This is a genomic window from Frankia sp. ACN1ag, from assembly GCF_001414035.1.
GTDB lineage: Bacteria > Actinomycetota > Actinomycetes > Frankiales > Frankiaceae > Frankia > Frankia torreyi.
Window position 1 is genome coordinate 191359 of sequence record NZ_LJPA01000012.1, and the last position, 18111, is coordinate 209469.

Here is an 18111-nt window from a genome sequence, read left to right on the forward strand (position 1 = left end):
GGCGCCGGCATGACCCGCGACCGCGTCGGAGAGGACGAGCGCGCTGATGTCCTGGNCGGGCCGCTCGACGAGATGGCGCAGGTAGTGCAACCCCTTGACGCCCGGAATCGCGACGGCCGTGTCGCGCGGGCCGACGGTCCAGACGTCCGCGGGGCCCGGCTGGAGATGGATCACCAGAACCGGGGCGGCGGGCGTCGTGGTGCTGGGCGTCGTGGTGCTGGGCGTTGGGGGGCCGGGCGTCGTGGGGCCGGATGTCGTGGTACCGGGCTCGCGCGGGCTGCCGACGTCCCTGTCGCCGGCAGCGGGACCGGACTCCACCAGGCGGCCGGCCCACCAGGCGGCGCCGACGCGCCGGTAGGCCGTCAGGGCGCTGTGCCGCCAACGGGCGGCGTCGGCTCGGCCCAGCCGGCGACAGGCCTGGTGGAGATAGTCGTCGACGACGCCGTGGAAAGTCACCGCCCCGGCGTTGAGGACACCCCGGCCGGCGTACGGCTCCAGCAGCGCGACACCCTCATCGCAAAGATCGTCCAGTCGCAGTGCCGCGGCGACCTGCACCAGGCACCCGACGGTGAGCAGGAAGTCGACGTCACGGGCGACCGTGTGCAGGCCGGGTCCGGCCAGCTGTAGGGTCAGCCGCTCGGCGCGATCGGGCTCGCCGGCTTCCAGCCAGAACACGGCCGCCTCGGCGGTCACCGACGGGATGCCCTCGGCGGTCCCGAACGCCTCGAATCCCGCGGCCTCCTGCCGCAACGCCTCCCGGTCGCCGGCCTGCAGGGCACGGTCGGCGGCGAGGCTGTGCAGCACCGCCTCCCGGTCCGGCTCGGCGAGCGCGGCGCCGAGCTCGCGAGTCCGGGCGATGAGATCGTCGGCGCGGGCCAGGTCGGCGGTGGCCAGGGCGTGCATGGCTCGGCGGGACACGGCGAAGAACGCATCGCGCGGCGAGGCTGAGTCCGCCGCCAGGAGCTCCAGGGCCCGCAGCTGCCGCTGGACCGCGATTACGTCCAGCGCCTCCCAGGCCGCGGTCAGCCGCCACAGGTGCGCCGAGAGCCGCACCCCCGGGTCCGCCTGGTGCGCGGCGGCGTCCTCCAGCCTGGCCGCGAGCCTGGTCCGCTCCCGGTAGTCGTCGGGCCCCCACCGCGCCGACAGCGCCGCGTCGAGCGCATCGGCGAGCAGGGCCGGGTCCCCGATGTCGGTGGCGAGCCGTTCGGCCTGTCGGGCGAAGCCGCCGGCCCGGCCGGCATCGCCGCCGTAGACCCAGGCACGGGCGAGCGCCGCGGCCAGCCGGCAGCGGGTCGAGGGCGCGACGGCCACCGCATGCGCCTCGTGCAGCAGCGCCGGCACCTGCCCCGGATGACTGCCGAACCGCTGCGTGGACGGCAGCCCCAGCGCCGCCGCGGCCATGGCCTCGACGTCACCCGCCGCGCGCGCCGCCGCGAACGCCTCGACGTAGGACGCCCGCCTCGCGTCGACGTGATCCTCGCTGCGGGCAGCGGCGGCGTCCGCCGGGGACGGCACCTCGGCCGTGGACGCGGCGGCAGACTCCGTCCGCGCCCCGTCCACGGCCGGGCTGTTCACGGCTGAGAGTGTATGGCGGCTGATCCGCCGCCGGGACCTCGTCCGCCGCCGGGTGAGGATCGAGGCATGCCGTCAGGGCCGGGCCAGGCGCACCTGGGCCGCATGCCGGGCCACCAGCGCGCTGTCCCAGTCCCCGGTGCAGTAGACCGTGAGGGCGCAGACTGCGCCGTCGGTGACGTCGGCTCNGATCAGTTCACGGCAGTACCACGTCTCCGCGCCCTGCTCCCATTCCTCCTCGACCTCGAGGAGGAAGCCGCCGCCGGTCACGTCGAACCGGGATCGCGGCACCCGGCCGGACACCGGATGCCCGGCCTTGCGCAGCGCGACCGACTCCTCAAGGCCGACGGCCTGCAGCCGCCACAGCGGCACGTTCAGATCACAGAACACGTCCGGCGTGAACAGGCCGTCCGGCGGGGTGTTCGTCTCCAGGAAGACCACGAGCTTCTCCGCCAGCTCCCGGGCCGTCGCCTCGTCGAGAGTCATCGCCTACTCACCGCTCTCGGACTGTGCCTGCATGTTCGCGGACACGACGGCCATCGTCGCCCGCATCTCGGCCGACGGGCTGAACTCGACCACCTGCGTGCCGGCCGTCACCTCCGGGGTGTGACCGGGCGGGGCATAGTAGGCGTCGCCCGCCACGTAGGTCTCCTCCCGGTCGGCGTAACGCAGCACGAACCGGCCGGACAGCACGAGTCCCCAGTGCGGGCACTGGCAGCGGTCGTCGGGCAGGCCCCGGAACACCGGCGCCCCGTCCGCATCCGCCTCGAACGTCTCGAATCCAACCGTGAAACCGTCAAGGTCGACGTATCGACCCTTGATGACGGGCGAGTCCACCAGCAGCGGGGCTTCGTCCTTACAGGTGCGCGGCATGACCTACCTCCCATGTTCGTCGACGCCGTCACCTGCTCCGGCGTGAAACCCGGCGTCACATCGTGACCCGCGACCGCACGACCCGGCCGCACCCGGCCCACCGTGCGGCCCGCAGCGCGGCCCGCCGTGCCCGCAACTGGTCGACGGGCCGCAACCGGAACCCGGGCTGGTCGGTACAGGCCGCGCGGGTCGGCCGGCGGAACCGGCGCGTCCCCCGGCATCACGGCGACCAGGCCGTCGAACAGCGCTCCCGGGACCGGAGAAACCCCGCTGCAAACCCCGCCGCGGGCAACACCGAGCGCACGGCTCAGCCCGCGTCCGACGCCTACCGCGCCGGCCACGATCCGGGTGATCTCCTCGCGGGTCGCGTACCAGTGGCAGTGGCCCAACGCTTCCGGGAACGGTGGGTCGGTCGCCCACCCGTACGACGGCCCGACGCCGAACCTGGTGGGAATCGCCGCGATCGGTCATCGTCAGAACGGTCGGCCCGCCGGCTACGACCGGATCGCCTTCACCTTCCGCGGGGCGTCGTTCCCCACCTACGAGTTCCGCTGGGTGGCCAGGAGCGAGCTCACCCAGGCGGACGGTCGGGTGGTGCCGATAGCCGGTGACGACGTCCTGCGAATCCTGTTCCTGCGCGCGAGCATCGACCTCACCGCGCCGCGGCGTGCTTCCGTCGCCGGCCTGGCCGATGTCGTCGAGTACGCGGTGGCCGACACCGAGACGCCCAACTTCTCGGTGGGGGTCGGCGTGCATCGGGAGATCTCGGGAGATCTACGAGTCGAATCCGCAGACCGGCGTGCGGGTGACGGAGATCCACGCGATGGTCCGCGGCCAGGAGCAGTGGGTCGTCGCCTTCGACGTGGGCCCGAACTGAGAAGCCGCTCCCGGCCCGAAGTCCGCGCGGCGGGCGGCGATCCGGCCAGTCGGTGTAGCATGGTGGAACTTGGAGCTTCCATGGTGGACGGGGTCGGAGATGGCGCTGAACATCAAGAACGAGGAGGCGCAGCGGCTCAGCCGCGAGTTGGCCGAGTTGACAGGGGAGACCATCACAACGGCCGTGACCGTGGCCATCCGTGAACGTCTGGACCGGATTCGTGCTGATCGCGAGTCGGGTGAACGGCGAGCCGCCCGCATCGTGGACCTTGGCCGCCAGATAGCGTCGGCGGTTTCCGCCTCTACTATGAGCATCGACGACCTCTATGATGATTATGGTTTGCCGGCATGATCGTGGACTCTTCCGCACTCGTCGCCATCATCCGAGCGGAGCCCGAGGCGCCTCGTTATGCCGCTGCCCTGGCCAACGCGGCCAGCCCGGCGATGTCAGCCGTGAATTACGTGGAGGCCGCGGTCGTCGTCGATTCGGTCCGTGACCCGGTCGCCAGTCGGCGGNTTGACGAACTCGTCAGGGTGGCTGACATAGAGGTGGTCGCGGTCACCGCGGAGCACGCGGCTCTGGCCAGGCAGGCGTACCGGGACTTTGGCCGGGGGAGCGGTAGCCCTGCCCGGCTGAACTTCGGTGACTGCTTTGCGTATGCGCTCGCGGCCGCGCGGCGGGAGCCGCTGCTGTTCAAGGGCCTGGACTTCATCCACACCGACCTGGTGGCGGCCGACCTTCCCAACCGATAGCAGCGGTTGTGCGGTGAGGCTTCCCCTGAACCAGATCGACTGTGCTCCGGCATGCCGGCGGGAGCCGGCTGGCCTCGGTGCCGTGCCACCGCGGGAGCCGGCACCGCCCCGTCGTGGGACATTCGCTCGGTCCGGGCTACGGTGACGTGGTGGGACTGCATCTGAGCATGGACAGGTTCCCGGTGTCGGATACCACCGCTTTCGCGCGCGCGCAGATCGAGATACTGGCCCGCTCCGGCTGGAACACCTGCGAGTCCGTACGCGAGGGCACCGAAAGAGCCGGTCTTCCGGTGCCCTCGGCGGAATACCTGCGGGACGCTTTCACCCCGGACCAGTGGGATCGGGCACGCCGCGCGACGGTCGCGCTGTCCACTCATTTTGCCGACGCCCGGTTCGCCGACGCGGCCGTCTACGGCATCCTGCTGGTGCCCGATCCCGGCCGGCTCGACACCCGCGGCGGGCTCGACCCGGCTGTCCGCCGGGATCAGACCGGCTCGGACGCCGGCGATGTCGTGGACCGTGCTCTGCCGGCGGGCGAGGTGGCCGTCGAACCCGGGGTCCCGTGGACGATGGTCGCCACGATCACCGGCGCCGCAGGCATCCACCTCGGCAGCTACAACGACATCGTGAACGGCCCGGAGGCGGCGTACACCGTGGCGGGCGTCGACACCCGCCGTCTCATGGTCCGGCAGATCTGGGGGGCCCGGGTGTTGCAGAGCGGCGCCCAGCTGCCCGACTGCGAACAGGCAGGACACTGGACCTTCACGCTTCTGCCCGGCGAGCCGATGGTCAAGGGCCGCGCCGTGTCGGGGACCGTCCTGTACAACCGGGTCCGCTTCCGGCTGGGCAGCCCGAGCCGGGGTATCGCGGTGGTCCGGGCGTGCCCGGCACTGGTAATCAGTTGATCGCCGTGCGCACCGGCCCGCCACGGCGCCGCTGTGGGTTGTACTCGCGGCGGCGCCTGCCAGTGGGAGGCCCGGCCGCCTGACGGCTCACCGGCAGCGATGGACGTGCCTACCCACCCACGCACCGGCCGAATGCCGTGCCGGGCGTTAACCGCCCACGCCTCCAGCCCGGGCCCTCCTCACCCTGGCCGAGCGAGTCAGGGCGTCGGCGCGGGCGCGGGGACCGGCGGGCCGCAGTCAGACCGGCCGCGGTCTGTTCCAACACATTCGTGGCGATCGCGTAACCGTGTTTGGTGCCGTTGCTCAGTGACAGCAGGAGAAGCTGCCCTGAACTCTCGGACTCGCGGCGACCGCGATGTCACTGCTCGGACGCCGGCGATCGCGAGACGAGGGGCGAGGGACGACGACGCGGACGAGCTGCTGGCGAATGACCTGCTGGCCACCGACCATCGGTGGCCGAGCCGCCGTCGCCGGACCNCCTGGACCACGTTCGCCACCCGGGGCGACCCTGGCTGGCCGGCCCACGATTCCGCCCGACGCCTCACCAAGGTCTTCGACACCGCCTCGCTCGTCACCGCCTACCCGGAGGAGCGATCCCGGCTGATCTGGCAGGACCACTCCTTTCCGCCCCTCCTCCTGCGCGTGATGTGAGGACTGTCCGGCGGGCGCGACAGTCCTGACCGCGATCGGGCTCGCCCACGGCGATGGCAGAGCCGCCGATTACCCACCGCCGCCCCTGATCCCTCCTGCCCGGCAGACATCGTGGACGAGCCACACCGAGATGACATACCGCGGTAGTTGCTACCCCGGTATTCTGGAGCGGTGAAGGTCGACAAGATGAGCGTCTCGTTCGACGGCGAACTGGGCGACGCGGTTCGGGACGCCGCCCGGCGCGCTGGCGTCGGGCTGTCGGCCTGGCTCGCGGGCGCCGCTGCCGCGAAGCTTCGAGCCGATGCCCTCGCCGAGTTCCTTGACTCGTGGGAGACGGCAAACCCGGCGTTGACGCCGGAGGAACTGGCGCGGGCTGAGCGCGAGCTGGGCCTGCGCGCGGATCAGTCGGCGGCGTGAGCGCGCTCGTTCTCGACGCGGGCGCGCTTCTGGCTGTCGAGCGCGGCGATCGGGAGATGGTCGCCCGACTCCGGGTTGCGCAGCAGCGGGGCATCGGGCTACGGAGCAACGCCGTCGTCGTTGCCCAGGTCTGGCGGGATCACGCCGGGCGGCAGGCCGCGCTGACCCGCCTGCTACGCGCGGTGGAGGTGTGCACCGTTGACGACCGGACCGGCCGCGATGCCGGTGTGCTACTTGGCCGCACCGGTACCTCCGATGTGGTTGACGCGATGGTCGCCCTGCTCGTCCGCCCAGGCGACCGCATCCTGACCAGCGACCCCAAGGACATTACCCGGCTCGTTCAGGCGGGCGGCGTACCAGCCGTGGTGGTGCGCTGCTGACAACCCACCAGCCGGCTTCCCGCGGCGGACGATCCGCTGACGAACGATGCGGGTGCAGTCGCTCTGCCGGTTGATCCTGGACTCCTACGACGGCGACGTGGCGGCGGTCCGGACGAGCGCGGCGGACGGCCGTGTGCTTGTTGAAATAGGTCGCGGCACTGCCGGGTTCCGGCGCGCAGAAGGCGAAGATCTTCGTTGCACTGCTGGCCGGCAACTCGGTGTCGATCCTCCGGGCTGGGGGAGGCCGCCACTGCGTTCGATGAGGCTGGGAGCTACCTCTCGGTGGCCGACATCGTCGATCAGCACTATCGCGACAAGGTCCGCGGCGACAAAAAGCAGAGGAAGGCCGCCGGTGAGGCCGGAGCCGCATGAGCTGCGGTTCCGTACGACCGGCAGTGACGACCGCAGCGCTCGTCTTTGATCAGGTGTGCTGATCACTTCGGCGGCAACCATATCTCCAAGCGAAGCCGGGCGATGAGAGAAACGCGGGAGACGGCCGGCCATCACGTAGAATTCGCACCAAAGGTGGTCGGCTGACAACACGATGGATGGGTTCGATGATGCCTTCCGAGTGGGAAAATGCCCCTTCCGATTCAGGCCACGGACCCGTGCAGCCGTGGTCACCAGTCGGCTCACCGGGGAACGCCCATCCCGGTCGTGACGTGGTGCTGCGTTCCCCGGCCGGACGTTCCCCGGCCGGACGTTCCCCGGCCGTCGTGGGCCAGGCGCGGACGTCGACCACTTTCCGTGCGGAGGAGCTGCCCTTCTCGTCGGGCGCGAAGCTGCGCGACGAGTGCTGGAGTGAGCTCGATGGCGCGGTGAAGGCCCGCATGGAGGCCCGGACCGGACCGATCTACGCCTGGTGGGCGATCGTGCAGGGCGACGACCAGCGGGTCAAGGGCGTCGCCTTCGGGCCCAGGGGACTCTGCCTCGCCGAACCGGCGATCCGTACGGATCATTCGCCGACCTACCGGCTCAGCTCGTACCTGCTGCGCGAGGGGTCTCTGCGGCGCAAGGCGATCGAGCACCGGCCACCGCCCGGCCCCGGCCGCAGCCGCCCGACTGTCGGCACCACGCCGGGGTTGGAGAATCGCTACCTGCCACCGCCGGATTCCCGCGCGGCGCTGCCGATCAAGATCGGTGCGCCGGCGCGGCGGGCCTTCGGCTACCTTCCCGCGTATGCGCAACACCTGCTGCAGGAGCCCTTCCTGGACGGGCAGGAGATTCTGCGGACCGAGTGGCACTACGAGGGATACGACAACAACGGCTGGCCTTCCGAGCTCGCCAACTACACCTTCGTCCTGGCCGGTCCAGCCCAGGTGACCGTCGCGGCCGGAAGCATGATCGTGCCGGCGGGTCACACGGCCGCGACGGCGCACTGGTCACTGGCCTGCTACCGCGGCGACGTCGTCCAGCGGATCGGACGATGACCCCGCTCGGACGACTGATTCGCGATCTCGGTGACAACAATGCCTACGACATACTCGGGGTGACCAGCACCGCCAGTCAGGCGGAAATCCACCGGCAGTACCGGGCCCGCGCCCGGGAAAACCATCCCGATAATCCGGACAGCAGAGACCGGGATTCGGATCGCCGGATGCGGCTCATCACCCTCGCCTACGAGATCCTGAAAAGATGGCGGGACGGCTATGACGCCCACCTGCGGTCGGTTTCGGCCGCCTCGGTGGCCGGGTCGGCCGGCGGCCCCCGAAAATCTCGCGCGGCATCGACCAGCCAGAACGCCAGGAACCCACGCCGGACCAGCCTGTGGGATCAGCCCTCACCGCAAGGTCCGCCACCTCCGCCACCTCCGCCACCTCCTCCACCACCGCCTCCGCCTCCGCCGCCACCTCCGCCACCTTCGTGGCCGACCGGAGGGTCTTACCCGGGTGCCTATCAGTGGCCGACGAACCGGTACTATCCAACCGGTCACTACGAGTGGCGGAATTATCCGCCCCGGGGGCGCCCTTCGCCTTTTCCCGGCCAGCCGCGAGTGTTTCCCAATTCCGCGATGTCGCCGCCATCGCTGCTGGCAACCGAAATTTACGAGATCATGGTCTTCTTTGCGGTAATCCTGATGCCGCCGGCCGGACTGCTCGCCGTCTGGTATGGCAGAAGATGGAGGAGGGATCTCGCGCGGAACGATCTCCAGGCTGCTCGCCGAGCATGGCAATGGAGCCGGATCTGGGTCGTGATCGGAGTCGTGGTCGGCCTGCTCTGCGCGATGATCATAGTTGGGGCACTTTCCGACCCCTCGTCGTCATAGGCGACTCGGGACGGGCGTCAACCTCCGCCTCGACGGGGGATTGATCCCTACCGTCAACCGCCCGCTCCGGTCAGCTCGCACGCGTGCACCTCTGGCCACCTCCCCGCGTATTGATCGCCGATAAATGGTTGGCGAGGCTTCCGGTCCTGCGTGATGATGCTGCCGCCCGCGGTCACGATCGAGTGCCCGGCGTCCGCGCAGGAGGAACCATGACGACCGCCGTCGCCGGACCGGCGTCTGCCGCGTCCCAGCCCGAGGTCCGCGCGGCGGGCGGGGCGCTGCGCGGCAGCCTGGAGTCGGGCGTGGCGGTCTTTCGTGGCATCCCCTACGCCGAGCCGCCGGTCGGCGGGCTCCGCTTCGCCGCGCCGCGGCCGGCCGCGAGCTGGGACGGAGTGCGGGCGGCCCGGTCCTACGGCCCCCCACCGCCGCAGTCCGAGGTGCTCGGCCGGGACCCGTCATCCCAGGGCGCGGCGGGCGACGACTGGCTGACGGTCAACGTCTGGTCGCCTGAGCCCGGCCCGGCCGCGACGCTTCCGGTGATGGTCTGGATCTACGGCGGTGCGTACGCGATCGGCGCGTCCAGCCGGCCCGAGTTCGACGGCGGTCACCTGGCCCGGGACGGCGGCGTGGTCGTGGTGACCTTCAACTACCGCCTCGGGATGGAGGGCTTCGCCCAGATCGCCGGAGCGCCCCCCAANCGCGGCCTGCTCGACCAGGTCGCCGCCCTGGAATGGGTACGCGACAACATCGCCGCCTTCGGTGGCGACCCGAACGAGATCACGGTGTTCGGCGAGTCCGCCGGCGGCGGATCGGTCGCCGCCCTGCTGGCCATGCCCCGGGCGGCCGGGCTGTTCCGCCGAGCCGTCGCCCAGAGCGTGCCGGGCACCTTCTTCTCGCCGCAGCTCGCCGCCGACATCGCCAGCACCTGCGCCGACGAACTGGGACTGCGTCCCTGCGTCGCGGACCTGGCAGGCGTGGACCCGGCTCTGCTGGCCCTCGCCGGTGACACCGTGGCCGCCACGATGGCCGCCCGGGCGCAGCGCTGGGGCCAGGCCGCACACCGGTCGATCCTGTTCGCGCCCGTCGTCGACGGCGAGGTCCTGCCGGCCACGCCGTGGCAGGCTGTGGCGGCCGGCTCCAGCCGGGAGGTAGACCTTCTCGCCGGCCACACCCGCGACGAACAGCGGTTGTTCACCGCCCTCACCGGCCTGCTCGGCCAGGTGACATCCGATCAGGCGGCGACCGCGCTCCAGGTCTTCGCCCCCGGCCCGGACGGCGCCCGCCGTTACCGTGACGCCTACCCGGACGCGGGCCCCGACGAGTTGTACGAACTGGTGCACTCGGACTGGCTGTTCCGGATGCCCACCCTGCACCTCGCGCAGGCGCAGGTCGCGGGCGGCGGCCAGGTGCACCTCTACGAGTTGACCTGGCCGGCCCCGGGCCTGGGCGGCGCCCTCGGCGCCTGCCACGGCCTCGACGTTCCGCTTGTGTTCGGCACCCTCACCAGCGGCCAGCCTGCCCTGCTGATCGGCGAGCGCCCCACCTCCGAGGCGATGGCGCTGTCGGCGCGGATGCGGGCCGCCTGGACCACGTTCGCCACCCGGGGCGACCCCGGCTGGCCGCCCTACGATCGCGACCGACGCCTCACCCAGGTCTTCGACTCCACCTCGCTCGTCACCGCCTACCCGGAGGAGCGATCCCGGCTGATCTGGCAGGACCACTCCTTTCCGCCCCTGCTCCTCCGTGCGATGTGACGACCGTCCGGCGGGCGTGGTTGGCCGTGAGCGGACCGCCCTGGCTGGCGTTCCTCCGGATGGCCCACCTCCTCCCGGTCGGACCAGCCAAGCTTGCAAGTGGAGTCCAGACTTCGATACCGTTGCGGAGTCGCGACTTTGTTTTGGCGGTTCGATGCTGCCGGCACCTGATCCAGGTGACGTCATTCGCATGGTTGTCGCTGGCGTGGGCCGGCTGATGGCCGACGATCTAGCGTCGGACGAGCGAGAACGTCAGCTCGACGTACTCGCCGGTCTGTATGCGGAACGGACGGATGTGCGGCATCCGCTCGCACCGCTCGGCGATCATCCGTTGCGAACCCGTGCCGAGCTACGGGAGCACTTCGCGGCGGGGGCCGGTGGGGCAGCCGGCATCCGACGGTTCGAGCCGACGAACATCGTCGTGCATCGGACGGCGGACCCCGAGCTGATCGTCGTCGAGTTCACGTACGTCGGGACGGGCGACCGCGGCGAGTTCACACTGCCGTGCGTCTTTGTCGTCCGTGTCCACGACGGGCACATCGTCGAGTCCCGCGACTACGGCGACCACATAGGCCGGGCCCGGGCGTTCGGTCAGCTTGGACTGTTGGCGGGCGCGCTCGCCGACGAAGCCGGTCGCGCACCCGAGGATTCGGGGAGCGCCTGCTGAGCAACAGCCACTCGCTACGGACCGGCGGACCCGGCTCGGTCAAACAGCGATGGCTCGATGCACGCGGCCGCACCAGATTCGCGCACGCAGGTCATCGACCTGAGCGCCGACGACGACCGTGCGGTGTTGCCGGTCTGGGCTGACCGGCAACACCGGCGAACTCATCCCGCGGCCGGTTGCCTGTCGAGGCCGGGTTGGCGGGAGCTACGGTGATGGCGCGGGACTGCATCTGAGCCAGATCGCCGAGGCGGACGAGCTGCTGACCAACGCCCGTTGGCGCTGCTGATCGGGATGGTGCTGGACCAGCCAGTATCGGCAGGCTGGAACAGGACGGGACGGTCCGCACCCATCTGACACGTAGCGCCTGACACGTAGCGCCAGGTTCTGGTCCGCCGCACCGCGTTTGTAACCCCCGCTGCCCTCCGCGGCGGGGCTGCCTGCGAGGTCGGATCGGCAGACCTGCGGGCCTGCTATCGGAAGACTAGAGTATCTGCTGTTGGTAGAGTAGGGATGTGGTCCACTATCGGCGTCGTGTCCTCGACGACACACTGGACCCACTTCAGCCGCATCTTCGCGCTCTGTCGATCCACGGGCCGAAGGCGGTGGGCAAGACCGCGACCGCGATGCGGCGCGCAGAGTCGATCATCGATCTCAGCCTTCCCGGCCAGCGTGAGATCGTGGCCGCCGATCCGACCGTCCTGACCCGGCTGCCGGGGCCGGTCCTGGTCGACGAGTGGCAGCGCCTTCCCGAGGTGTGGGACCACGTGCGGCGCGCGGTCGACGCTGGCTCGGCGGCCGGTCACTTCATCATGGCGGGCAGTTCCGTACCCAGAGGGGCAGTGGTCCACTCGGGCGCAGGGCGTATCGTGCCGTTGCGAATGCGCCCGCTGAGCATGGCCGAGCGGGACGTCGACGAGCCGACTGTGAGCCTCNCCGCGCTCCTCGAAGGAAACGGCGACGTCGGGGGTGCGACCGCCGTGCGGTTGACGGACTACGTCGAGGAGATCACGGCATCGGGCTTTCCCGCTATCCGCAGCCTGCCGCCGCGGGTGCGTCGAGCCGAACTCGATGCGTACCTGGACAATGTCGTTCAACGGGAGTTTCCCGAGCAGGGTTACCCGATCCGGCGCCCGACGGTACTGCGCGCCTGGCTCGCCGCCTATGCTGCCGCCACGTCGACGACGACGGCCTACTCGAAAATTCTGGATGCGGCGACTCCCGGCCTGGGTAACAAGCCAGCGAAGGAGACCACTCTTGCCTATCGTGATGCTCTGTCGTCACTGTGGCTGCTCGACGCGGTCCCGCCGTGGATTCCCAGCCGGAACCATCTCGACCGGCTCGGCCGGTCCGCCAAGCATCATCTGGCGGATCCAGCGCTGGCCGCGCGGCTGCTCGGACTCGACAACTCCGCGCTGCTGCGGGCCGAGCAGGGCAATACCGTCCTGTCGGCGGGGACGATACTCGGGGCCCTGTTCGAGCATCTCGCCGCGCTCAGCATCCATACCTACGCCGAGGCCGCCGAGGCCCGGGTAGGTCACCTACGTACCCAGAACAACGACCATGAGGTCGATCTGATAGTCGAGCGCTCGGACGGCCGCGTGCTGGCGGTCGAGGTGAAGTTGGCCGACCGGGTTGAGGATTCCGACGTCAGGCACCTGACCTGGCTACGCGACCGAATCGGGACAGATCTGATCGACGCCCTCGTCATCTACGCGGGGGAGCACGCCTATCGTCGACGTGATGATGTCGGCGTAGTCCCGCTGGCGCTGTTCGGTCCGTGACCGTCGGCACCGTCGACGGCCGCGAGCGTCGCGATCACATAAGGTGACGAGCCGCAGCGGCGGGACGCGCGTTGTCCGCGGTAGATGCGGATGTCCGATCGAGGTGTTCCGGTGCCCAACCAGCCACGGCTTGCGAGCAGAGGATCGCCGCCGACGGTCTCCGGGTGCGCGAGCCTGTGATGACCGTGCGGAACGTCGCGAACGAGGTCGGCCATCCGTGCAGCAGCAGCGTCGGAGGCGTGGTTCCGGAACGGGCTCGCGGAGAAGGCGCGCCTCGACCCCGTCGACGATCGCGGTGAACTACGTCGGATCTGCTCCAGTGTGTCGTCCGGTGTGGTGATCCGGAACGGTGTCAGCCGTCCCGCGTCCAGGCTCGATGCTCATCCGTCCCGTGCCTCAGTCCGTATTTGTCCGTCCCGGTCCCTTCCAGGTGGCGGGCGCCGTAGCGGTCCGCGTCAGGCGGTCGGCTACCGTAATGCCGTGGGACTGCACCTGAGCCAGATCGACGAGGCGGACGAGCTGCTGACGAACGACCCGTTGGCGCTGCTGATCGGGATGGTGCTGGATCNGCAGATCCCGTTGGAGCGGGCGTTCGCCGCGCCGTACGAGCTGGTAGTGCGGCTGGGACGGCCGCTGGATCCGGCGGAGCTCGCGGAGTTCGATCCGGACGAGCTGGGGGCGATCTTCTCCCGGCAGCCGGCGTTGCATCGTTTCCCGGGCTCGATGGCGAAGCGGGTGCAGTCGCTGTGCCGGCTGCTGCTCGACTCCTACGGTGGTGACGCGGCGGCGGTGTGGACGACGGCGGACGATGGCCGTCAGCTCCTCAGGCAGGTCGCGGCGCTGCCCGGCTTCGGCGAGCAGAAGGCGAAGATTTTCGTCGCCCTGCTCGGCAAGCAGCTCGGCGTGACCCCGCCCGGCTGGCGCGAGGCGTGTGCGCCGTTCGGCGAGGACGGCAGCTACCGCTCCGTCGCAGACATCAGCAGCCCCGAGTCCCGCAGCAAGGTCCGGGACTACAAGAAGGCGATGAAGGTGGCGGCCAAGGCGTAGCCGCCCTGATCGTCGATATCGCGCTATCCCGAGTCACTGGTCTTCGACGTCACGTCCGGAGGGGCAGCCTTTTTCTAGATCGCCACAATCGTGATGAGATCTTCGAGGCCGGCAAGGTCGGCGGCGTTGCGGGTGTAGATGCTGGCCCCGTGGGCGTGCGCCGTCGCCGCGATCAGCAGGTCCATCGTCCGTGCCCGTGGCTGGCGGCCGATTTCGACCACTCGGGCGGCCAGTCGTCCGTAGCTGTCGGCGACGGCGTCGTCTACCGGTAGCGGGTCGAATCGTCGTTGGAGCGCACTGAGCCGGGCGAGTCGGTTCGCGCGGGCCTCGGGGGTCTTAGCGACGAGAATGCCGAACTGGAGTTCGGCGATGCTGATGACGCTGACCGCCAGTTCGCCGGGGATCGGGAGGACATCGGTGGCGACCAGCACGCTGGTGTCGAGGACGCCACGATTCATCGATCTTCCCAGGGGTCCGTCAGGGTGTTGTCGACGAGGTCGCGATCCCCGGACCAGTCGGCGACGGCCGGCAGGGCGAAGACCTCCGCGAAATCGTCCCAACGCCGCCATGCACGCGGGGTCACTGGACCGAGAACGGCTGCCGGCCGACCGGAGACGGTGATCGTCAGTCGCTCGCCAGCCTGGGCCCGNCGCACCAGCTCGCTCGCGTTCTGCCGCACCTCACGCAGCCCTATCTCGTCCATGACCTCATGATAGCACTTGTGCTACCCGCTGCCGCCGGCGGGGACCGTCGGGAGGCAATGAAGATCATTAGATGTCGGGGCCGTCCGTTCCTTGTTTACCGAACTTGCTGGGATTAGCAGATCCCGTTGGAGCGGGCGTTTGCGGCGCCGTATGAGCTGACGAGCTTTTACCCGCGGGGTCGAGAGGTGCATGATGCATGCTTCTGCGGATAGGTCGTGTGTATGAGGTACGCGACTGGTGGTGGGTTGACTGCCGCGGATCGAGAGCACCCCGTTGGGCGCGCCGATCGCGACGGCCGCGAACCCCTCGGAGGCATAGTGGCGTGCGCGGGACACGTTGCCGGGGGCCGTTGTGTGCTGCCCCTCGCCGGCGTCTCAGGAAGGCGGGGCCGGTGGCGGGTAGCCACCGGCCCCGCCGCGGGGCGTGTCAGGCCTGCGGCTGGCGCTGCCAGGCGAACGGGCCGAACGCGTTGGCGCCCGCCGGGTAGTTCGCGCTGGGCTTCACGGTCAGCTTGAGCCATTCGAGCGGGAACGTACTGCCGTGCACGACGATCCGGTGGAAGTTCTCCACGTCGTACCCGGGGTGCGCAGCGGACTCGTTTGCGCAGCTGACCTCGCCGGCAGCGGAGTCGGTGACGCACGGAGCGGTCGGCGAGAGCGGGTTGTCCGATCTGTAGACGTGCGAGTCACCNTTGATCAGCAGAACGGGCTTGCCGAACGCGGTCGTGTGTGACGCGATGCTGGAGACCAGCGGCTCGTAGTTGGTCAGGTGCGCCGCGGTCTTGCCGTCGAGGTCCCACATGTCGGCCTGCGTGGAGATGACGACCGAGGTGTCGCCGTTCTGGCGGGCCTGGGCGAACGCGTGGTCGAGCCAACGCAGGTCGGCACCGGTGCGTTCCGCGGCCTCCCGCGCCTGCGCGGTGCTCATCGTCGGCGCGCCGTACCAGATGTCGGCGTCGTTGTTCGAGCCACCCGGCACATTCAGCGTGACGAACAGCGTGCCCTTCCGCTCGAAGATGACGTTCTCGACGTACTGCGCGTCCGACGGGAACGCCGGGTCGTACTCCTTCGCCTGCGACTGGACGGGCAGCTTGCCGCTGCCGAGGGTCTTCCCGGCCGTGGGGAAGAACAGCGAGCGCAGGAGCGCGAGGTTCGCGACCGGGTCGCCGCCGGCGTAGTCGACCGGCTGGCCGGTGGCCGGGTCGGTCACATACTTGATCTTCCCTGTGGTCGGGTCGTACGTGCCGCCGCCCTCACCCGCCTTGTGGCAGTCGGTCCATTCGTTGTCGCCCGGGGTGTAGACCAGCGGCACCTGGTACTGCTGCCAGAGCTGTGCGATCGACTGGTCGTACTGGGCGGTGCAGTACTGCTTGCCCGAGTGGATGTCCCCGATGTGCATGGCCAGGCCGACGGCCGGGTCCGAGTTGATCGAGTTGATGAACGCCGGAGTGGCGAGGAACTCGGAGTTGTCCGTCGGCGTGGTGCCATACGGCTCGTCGCCGTACACAGCGAGCGTGAGCGCACCCGGATCGGCCGGCGGACTGGCCGCGGCAGGAAGTGCGGTCAACGCCACGAGCACGGCGGCGGCCCCCATGGCGAACAGCGATCTACGCATCTACAGGTAGGTCCCCTCTGTCCGACCCCCGTCGGACCTAGCAGGGGACCGTAGCTGCTGCACAGCACTACGACCTGGCCTTTATGTGTCGCTCGCCTGTACAGCAACACAACCGCCACGTGCCGCGGGCTGACCGGACCACGTCCGGGGAGGGGGATGTATCAGTCCGTTCACTGCGCGTCGACCTCGCCGACGACGGTCGCCATGCCGGGCGAAGTCCGGCATGATCGCTCTACGGCCGGCTCGGACCCCTTCCCAGCCTTCGCTGGTTGGCACTTGCCTGAGTGGACCTCGGAGGTCGCCGGAGATCCAAGGCGCCTCGTTCGTGACCCCGATCCGAGGAGTAGGACGGGGATCGGGCGGAGCTCGGGGCGTTCGACCCGGACGAGCTGGGCGCGAGTTTCTCCCGGCGGCCGGCGTGGCGCTGCCCGGCTGGCACGAGGCGTGTGCCCCCTTCGGCGAGGACGGCCCCTTATCCCTCGTGAAGTATGTGGTAAATTAAGCCGCCATTCGCTCTGTCTGGCGGACAGAGTTCGTTATTTTCGAACCAAAATGTCACGTCTCTTTGCTCGCCGGGATCGCTGGCATATATACGGTATGTAGTCCTGTCGCTTCGACTGGCTTCCTCGTCCCTGGAAAAAATCTGGTATTCGTCCGCGGACTCACCGGCTCCACTGGCGAGGGTACGGGTTCCCGTCGGGGAATATTCGACGCCGGCCTTGCCGGGTTTCCCGCGGACTCCAGGTTTCCCACGGACTCCACTTCTAGGATCTAGGGTGAAGTTGGTGTCGGCGTACCGGGAACCGTTGCTGTCGGCCCTGACGGCGACCTAGGAGAGTTCATGACCAGGATTACCGGAGCGACCAGAGTGATCGCGGCGCCGATAGTTAGAGCAACGCGGTGCGACCGGCAAGAATATTCGCCCGATTTATCCTTGTTCTTGTGGGGCGGTTCGTGAATCGGGTTTACAATCGCGAGATTCGCGCGCGGACGGGCATTGGCGGTCGATCCACCTGTAACGATCTGCAGGCCAGAACACGCATCCGATTACAACGGCGACCGACCGGGGGTCGGGGTTTCCGGCCACGGTCATGTGCCTCGCGGCTGCCCGTGTCCGCGGTGGTTGGTGCCGCAGGGTCCGCGGAAAATCGGGTGGTTCCGTAGAAGGCCGCCGCCCGGTTGGGTGCACGCCACCAAACAGTGCGGCGGCATCGGCGGCGTTCCTGGGAATATGCGGTCCGAGCGGTCTGCCGCCGGGGAAATCGGGTTTGGTCAACGACAGTCCTCGATCCGGACTGGCACCAGGCGGCGTCTGAAACCCTGGGGGTCGGCACGGTAGACGGCCTGCCATTCTACCTTTCCGTGTACAGTCGAGAGAAACGATTCGGAGAGTATGGCGAGTGTGTGAGCGGATCGTTCGACCAGCGACTCGAGTGCGTCCGGGGGAAGCGTCCGTCCGCCGCGCCACGGATCACCTAGTACTACAGCACCAGTGATCTTTATGTGGCTGCTGCCTGCCGGGCGATGCTTTGGGCAGCGTAGATCCGGGTCTGGTAGTGGTAGTAGCGGGCGCGGGCCTGGTGGCCGCGGCGCCAGTCCGACCACCAGGTGATCATGGCGGGTGGGAGAACGGCTTCGGTGAACAGGGCGAAGACATGGCGGATCTCGTTGAGGGTGAACGGTGTCATCATGCGCCTGTCCGGTTCCGGCTGTTCGGCGACCGGCAGGCCACCGGGGAGATGCTTGTATCCCACGGCGGTCATCGTCGGCGGGACGGCCGGCGGGTTCTGGTCGCGGTGTTTCCTCGCGGTGACGGCGAGCCAGGCGTGGGTGAGCATCGCCAGCGTGATA

14 protein-coding genes and 8 pseudogenes are annotated in these 18111 nt (G+C 69.5%); 15 read left to right on the top strand and 7 right to left on the bottom strand.

Annotation, left to right across the window (positions count from 1 at the left end):
- Positions 1–2061: 2061 nt before the first annotated feature.
- A complete protein-coding gene (locus UK82_RS13345) occupies positions 2062–2445 on the bottom strand; it encodes a hypothetical protein (protein ID WP_055407441.1) in 384 nt (127 codons plus the stop codon).
- Between the two features lie 976 nt (positions 2446–3421).
- Between UK82_RS13345 and UK82_RS13350 the strand changes: the two genes are divergently transcribed.
- From UK82_RS13350 to UK82_RS13400, 15 genes and pseudogenes are all read left to right on the top strand, one after another.
- The gene (locus UK82_RS13350; protein WP_044885994.1) at positions 3422–3673 is read left to right on the top strand and encodes a type II toxin-antitoxin system VapB family antitoxin; all 252 of its coding nucleotides are present in this window, start codon (positions 3422–3424) and stop codon (positions 3671–3673) included.
- On the top strand, positions 3670–3837 hold a 168-nt coding region (locus UK82_RS42685; RefSeq protein WP_396230550.1), incomplete at its 3' end, for a type II toxin-antitoxin system VapC family toxin. The genes UK82_RS13350 and UK82_RS42685, both read left to right, overlap by 4 nt.
- 1 nt (position 3838) lies before the next feature.
- Positions 3839–4074: pseudogene (locus UK82_RS42690) on the top strand (PIN domain-containing protein); the annotation flags it as partial.
- 149 nt (positions 4075–4223) lie between these two features.
- Positions 4224–4979 (top strand): hypothetical protein, encoded by a 756-nt coding sequence (locus UK82_RS13360; protein WP_201784186.1) that lies wholly within the window; start codon positions 4224–4226, stop codon positions 4977–4979.
- An 837-nt stretch (positions 4980–5816) separates the two neighbouring features.
- Positions 5817–6047 (top strand): hypothetical protein, encoded by a 231-nt coding sequence (locus tag UK82_RS13370; RefSeq protein WP_128423324.1) that lies wholly within the window; start codon positions 5817–5819, stop codon positions 6045–6047.
- Positions 6044–6427 carry a hypothetical protein gene (locus UK82_RS13375; RefSeq protein WP_044885998.1) on the top strand — a complete coding sequence of 128 codons (384 nt, stop codon included), beginning with the start codon at positions 6044–6046 and terminating at the stop codon, positions 6425–6427. Before UK82_RS13370 ends, UK82_RS13375 begins: the two co-directional genes overlap by 4 nt.
- 716 nt (positions 6428–7143) lie before the next feature.
- A complete protein-coding gene (locus tag UK82_RS13380) occupies positions 7144–7857 on the top strand; it encodes a hypothetical protein (protein WP_128423325.1) in 714 nt (237 codons plus the stop codon).
- Complete coding sequence (locus UK82_RS42695; RefSeq protein ID WP_083507180.1) at positions 7854–8693, top strand: J domain-containing protein; 840 nt, start codon at positions 7854–7856, stop codon at positions 8691–8693. The genes UK82_RS13380 and UK82_RS42695 overlap by 4 nt, the downstream gene beginning before the upstream one ends.
- Positions 8694–8902: 209 nt before the next feature.
- A partial coding sequence (locus UK82_RS37605; protein WP_236705884.1) for a carboxylesterase family protein occupies positions 8903–9390 on the top strand: 488 nt, incomplete at its 3' end.
- 1 nt (position 9391) lies between these two features.
- Positions 9392–10447, top strand: a pseudogene (locus tag UK82_RS13385) (carboxylesterase family protein); the annotation flags it as partial.
- Between the two features lie 190 nt (positions 10448–10637).
- Positions 10638–11114: a nuclear transport factor 2 family protein gene (locus UK82_RS31390; protein WP_236705885.1), complete on the top strand. Its 477-nt coding sequence runs from the start codon at positions 10638–10640 to the stop codon at positions 11112–11114.
- A gap of 512 nt (positions 11115–11626) precedes the next feature.
- Positions 11627–12046: AAA family ATPase (locus UK82_RS37610; RefSeq protein ID WP_255354290.1), on the top strand; the 420-nt coding region annotated here is incomplete at its 3' end.
- Between the two features lies 1 nt (position 12047).
- Positions 12048–12895: pseudogene (locus UK82_RS37615) on the top strand (ATP-binding protein); the annotation flags it as partial.
- Between the two features lie 480 nt (positions 12896–13375).
- Positions 13376–13463 (top strand): annotated as a pseudogene (locus UK82_RS37620) (Fe-S cluster assembly protein HesB); the annotation flags it as partial.
- A 1-nt stretch (position 13464) separates the two neighbouring features.
- Positions 13465–13942, top strand: a pseudogene (locus tag UK82_RS13400) (HhH-GPD-type base excision DNA repair protein); the annotation flags it as partial.
- 74 nt (positions 13943–14016) lie between these two features.
- Here UK82_RS13400 and UK82_RS13405 read toward each other — a convergent pair.
- The 6 genes and pseudogenes from UK82_RS13405 to UK82_RS13420 form a co-directional block, all read right to left on the bottom strand.
- Complete coding sequence (locus tag UK82_RS13405; RefSeq protein WP_044886004.1) at positions 14017–14400, bottom strand: type II toxin-antitoxin system VapC family toxin; 384 nt, start codon at positions 14398–14400, stop codon at positions 14017–14019.
- A partial coding sequence (locus UK82_RS13410; protein WP_236705887.1) for a type II toxin-antitoxin system Phd/YefM family antitoxin occupies positions 14397–14591 on the bottom strand: 195 nt, incomplete at its 5' end. The genes UK82_RS13410 and UK82_RS13405, both read right to left, overlap by 4 nt.
- A 1-nt stretch (position 14592) precedes the next feature.
- Positions 14593–14645: pseudogene (locus tag UK82_RS41490) on the bottom strand (type II toxin-antitoxin system prevent-host-death family antitoxin); the annotation flags it as partial.
- Positions 14646–15072: 427 nt separating this feature from the next.
- Positions 15073–15336, bottom strand: a pseudogene (locus UK82_RS37625) (hypothetical protein); the annotation flags it as partial.
- A gap of 2196 nt (positions 15337–17532) precedes the next feature.
- Positions 17533–17865: a toll/interleukin-1 receptor domain-containing protein gene (locus tag UK82_RS42700; RefSeq protein ID WP_396230548.1), complete on the bottom strand. Its 333-nt coding sequence runs from the start codon at positions 17863–17865 to the stop codon at positions 17533–17535.
- Positions 17760–18111 (bottom strand): annotated as a pseudogene (locus UK82_RS13420) (IS701 family transposase); the annotation flags it as partial. The gene UK82_RS42700 and the pseudogene UK82_RS13420, both read right to left, overlap by 106 nt.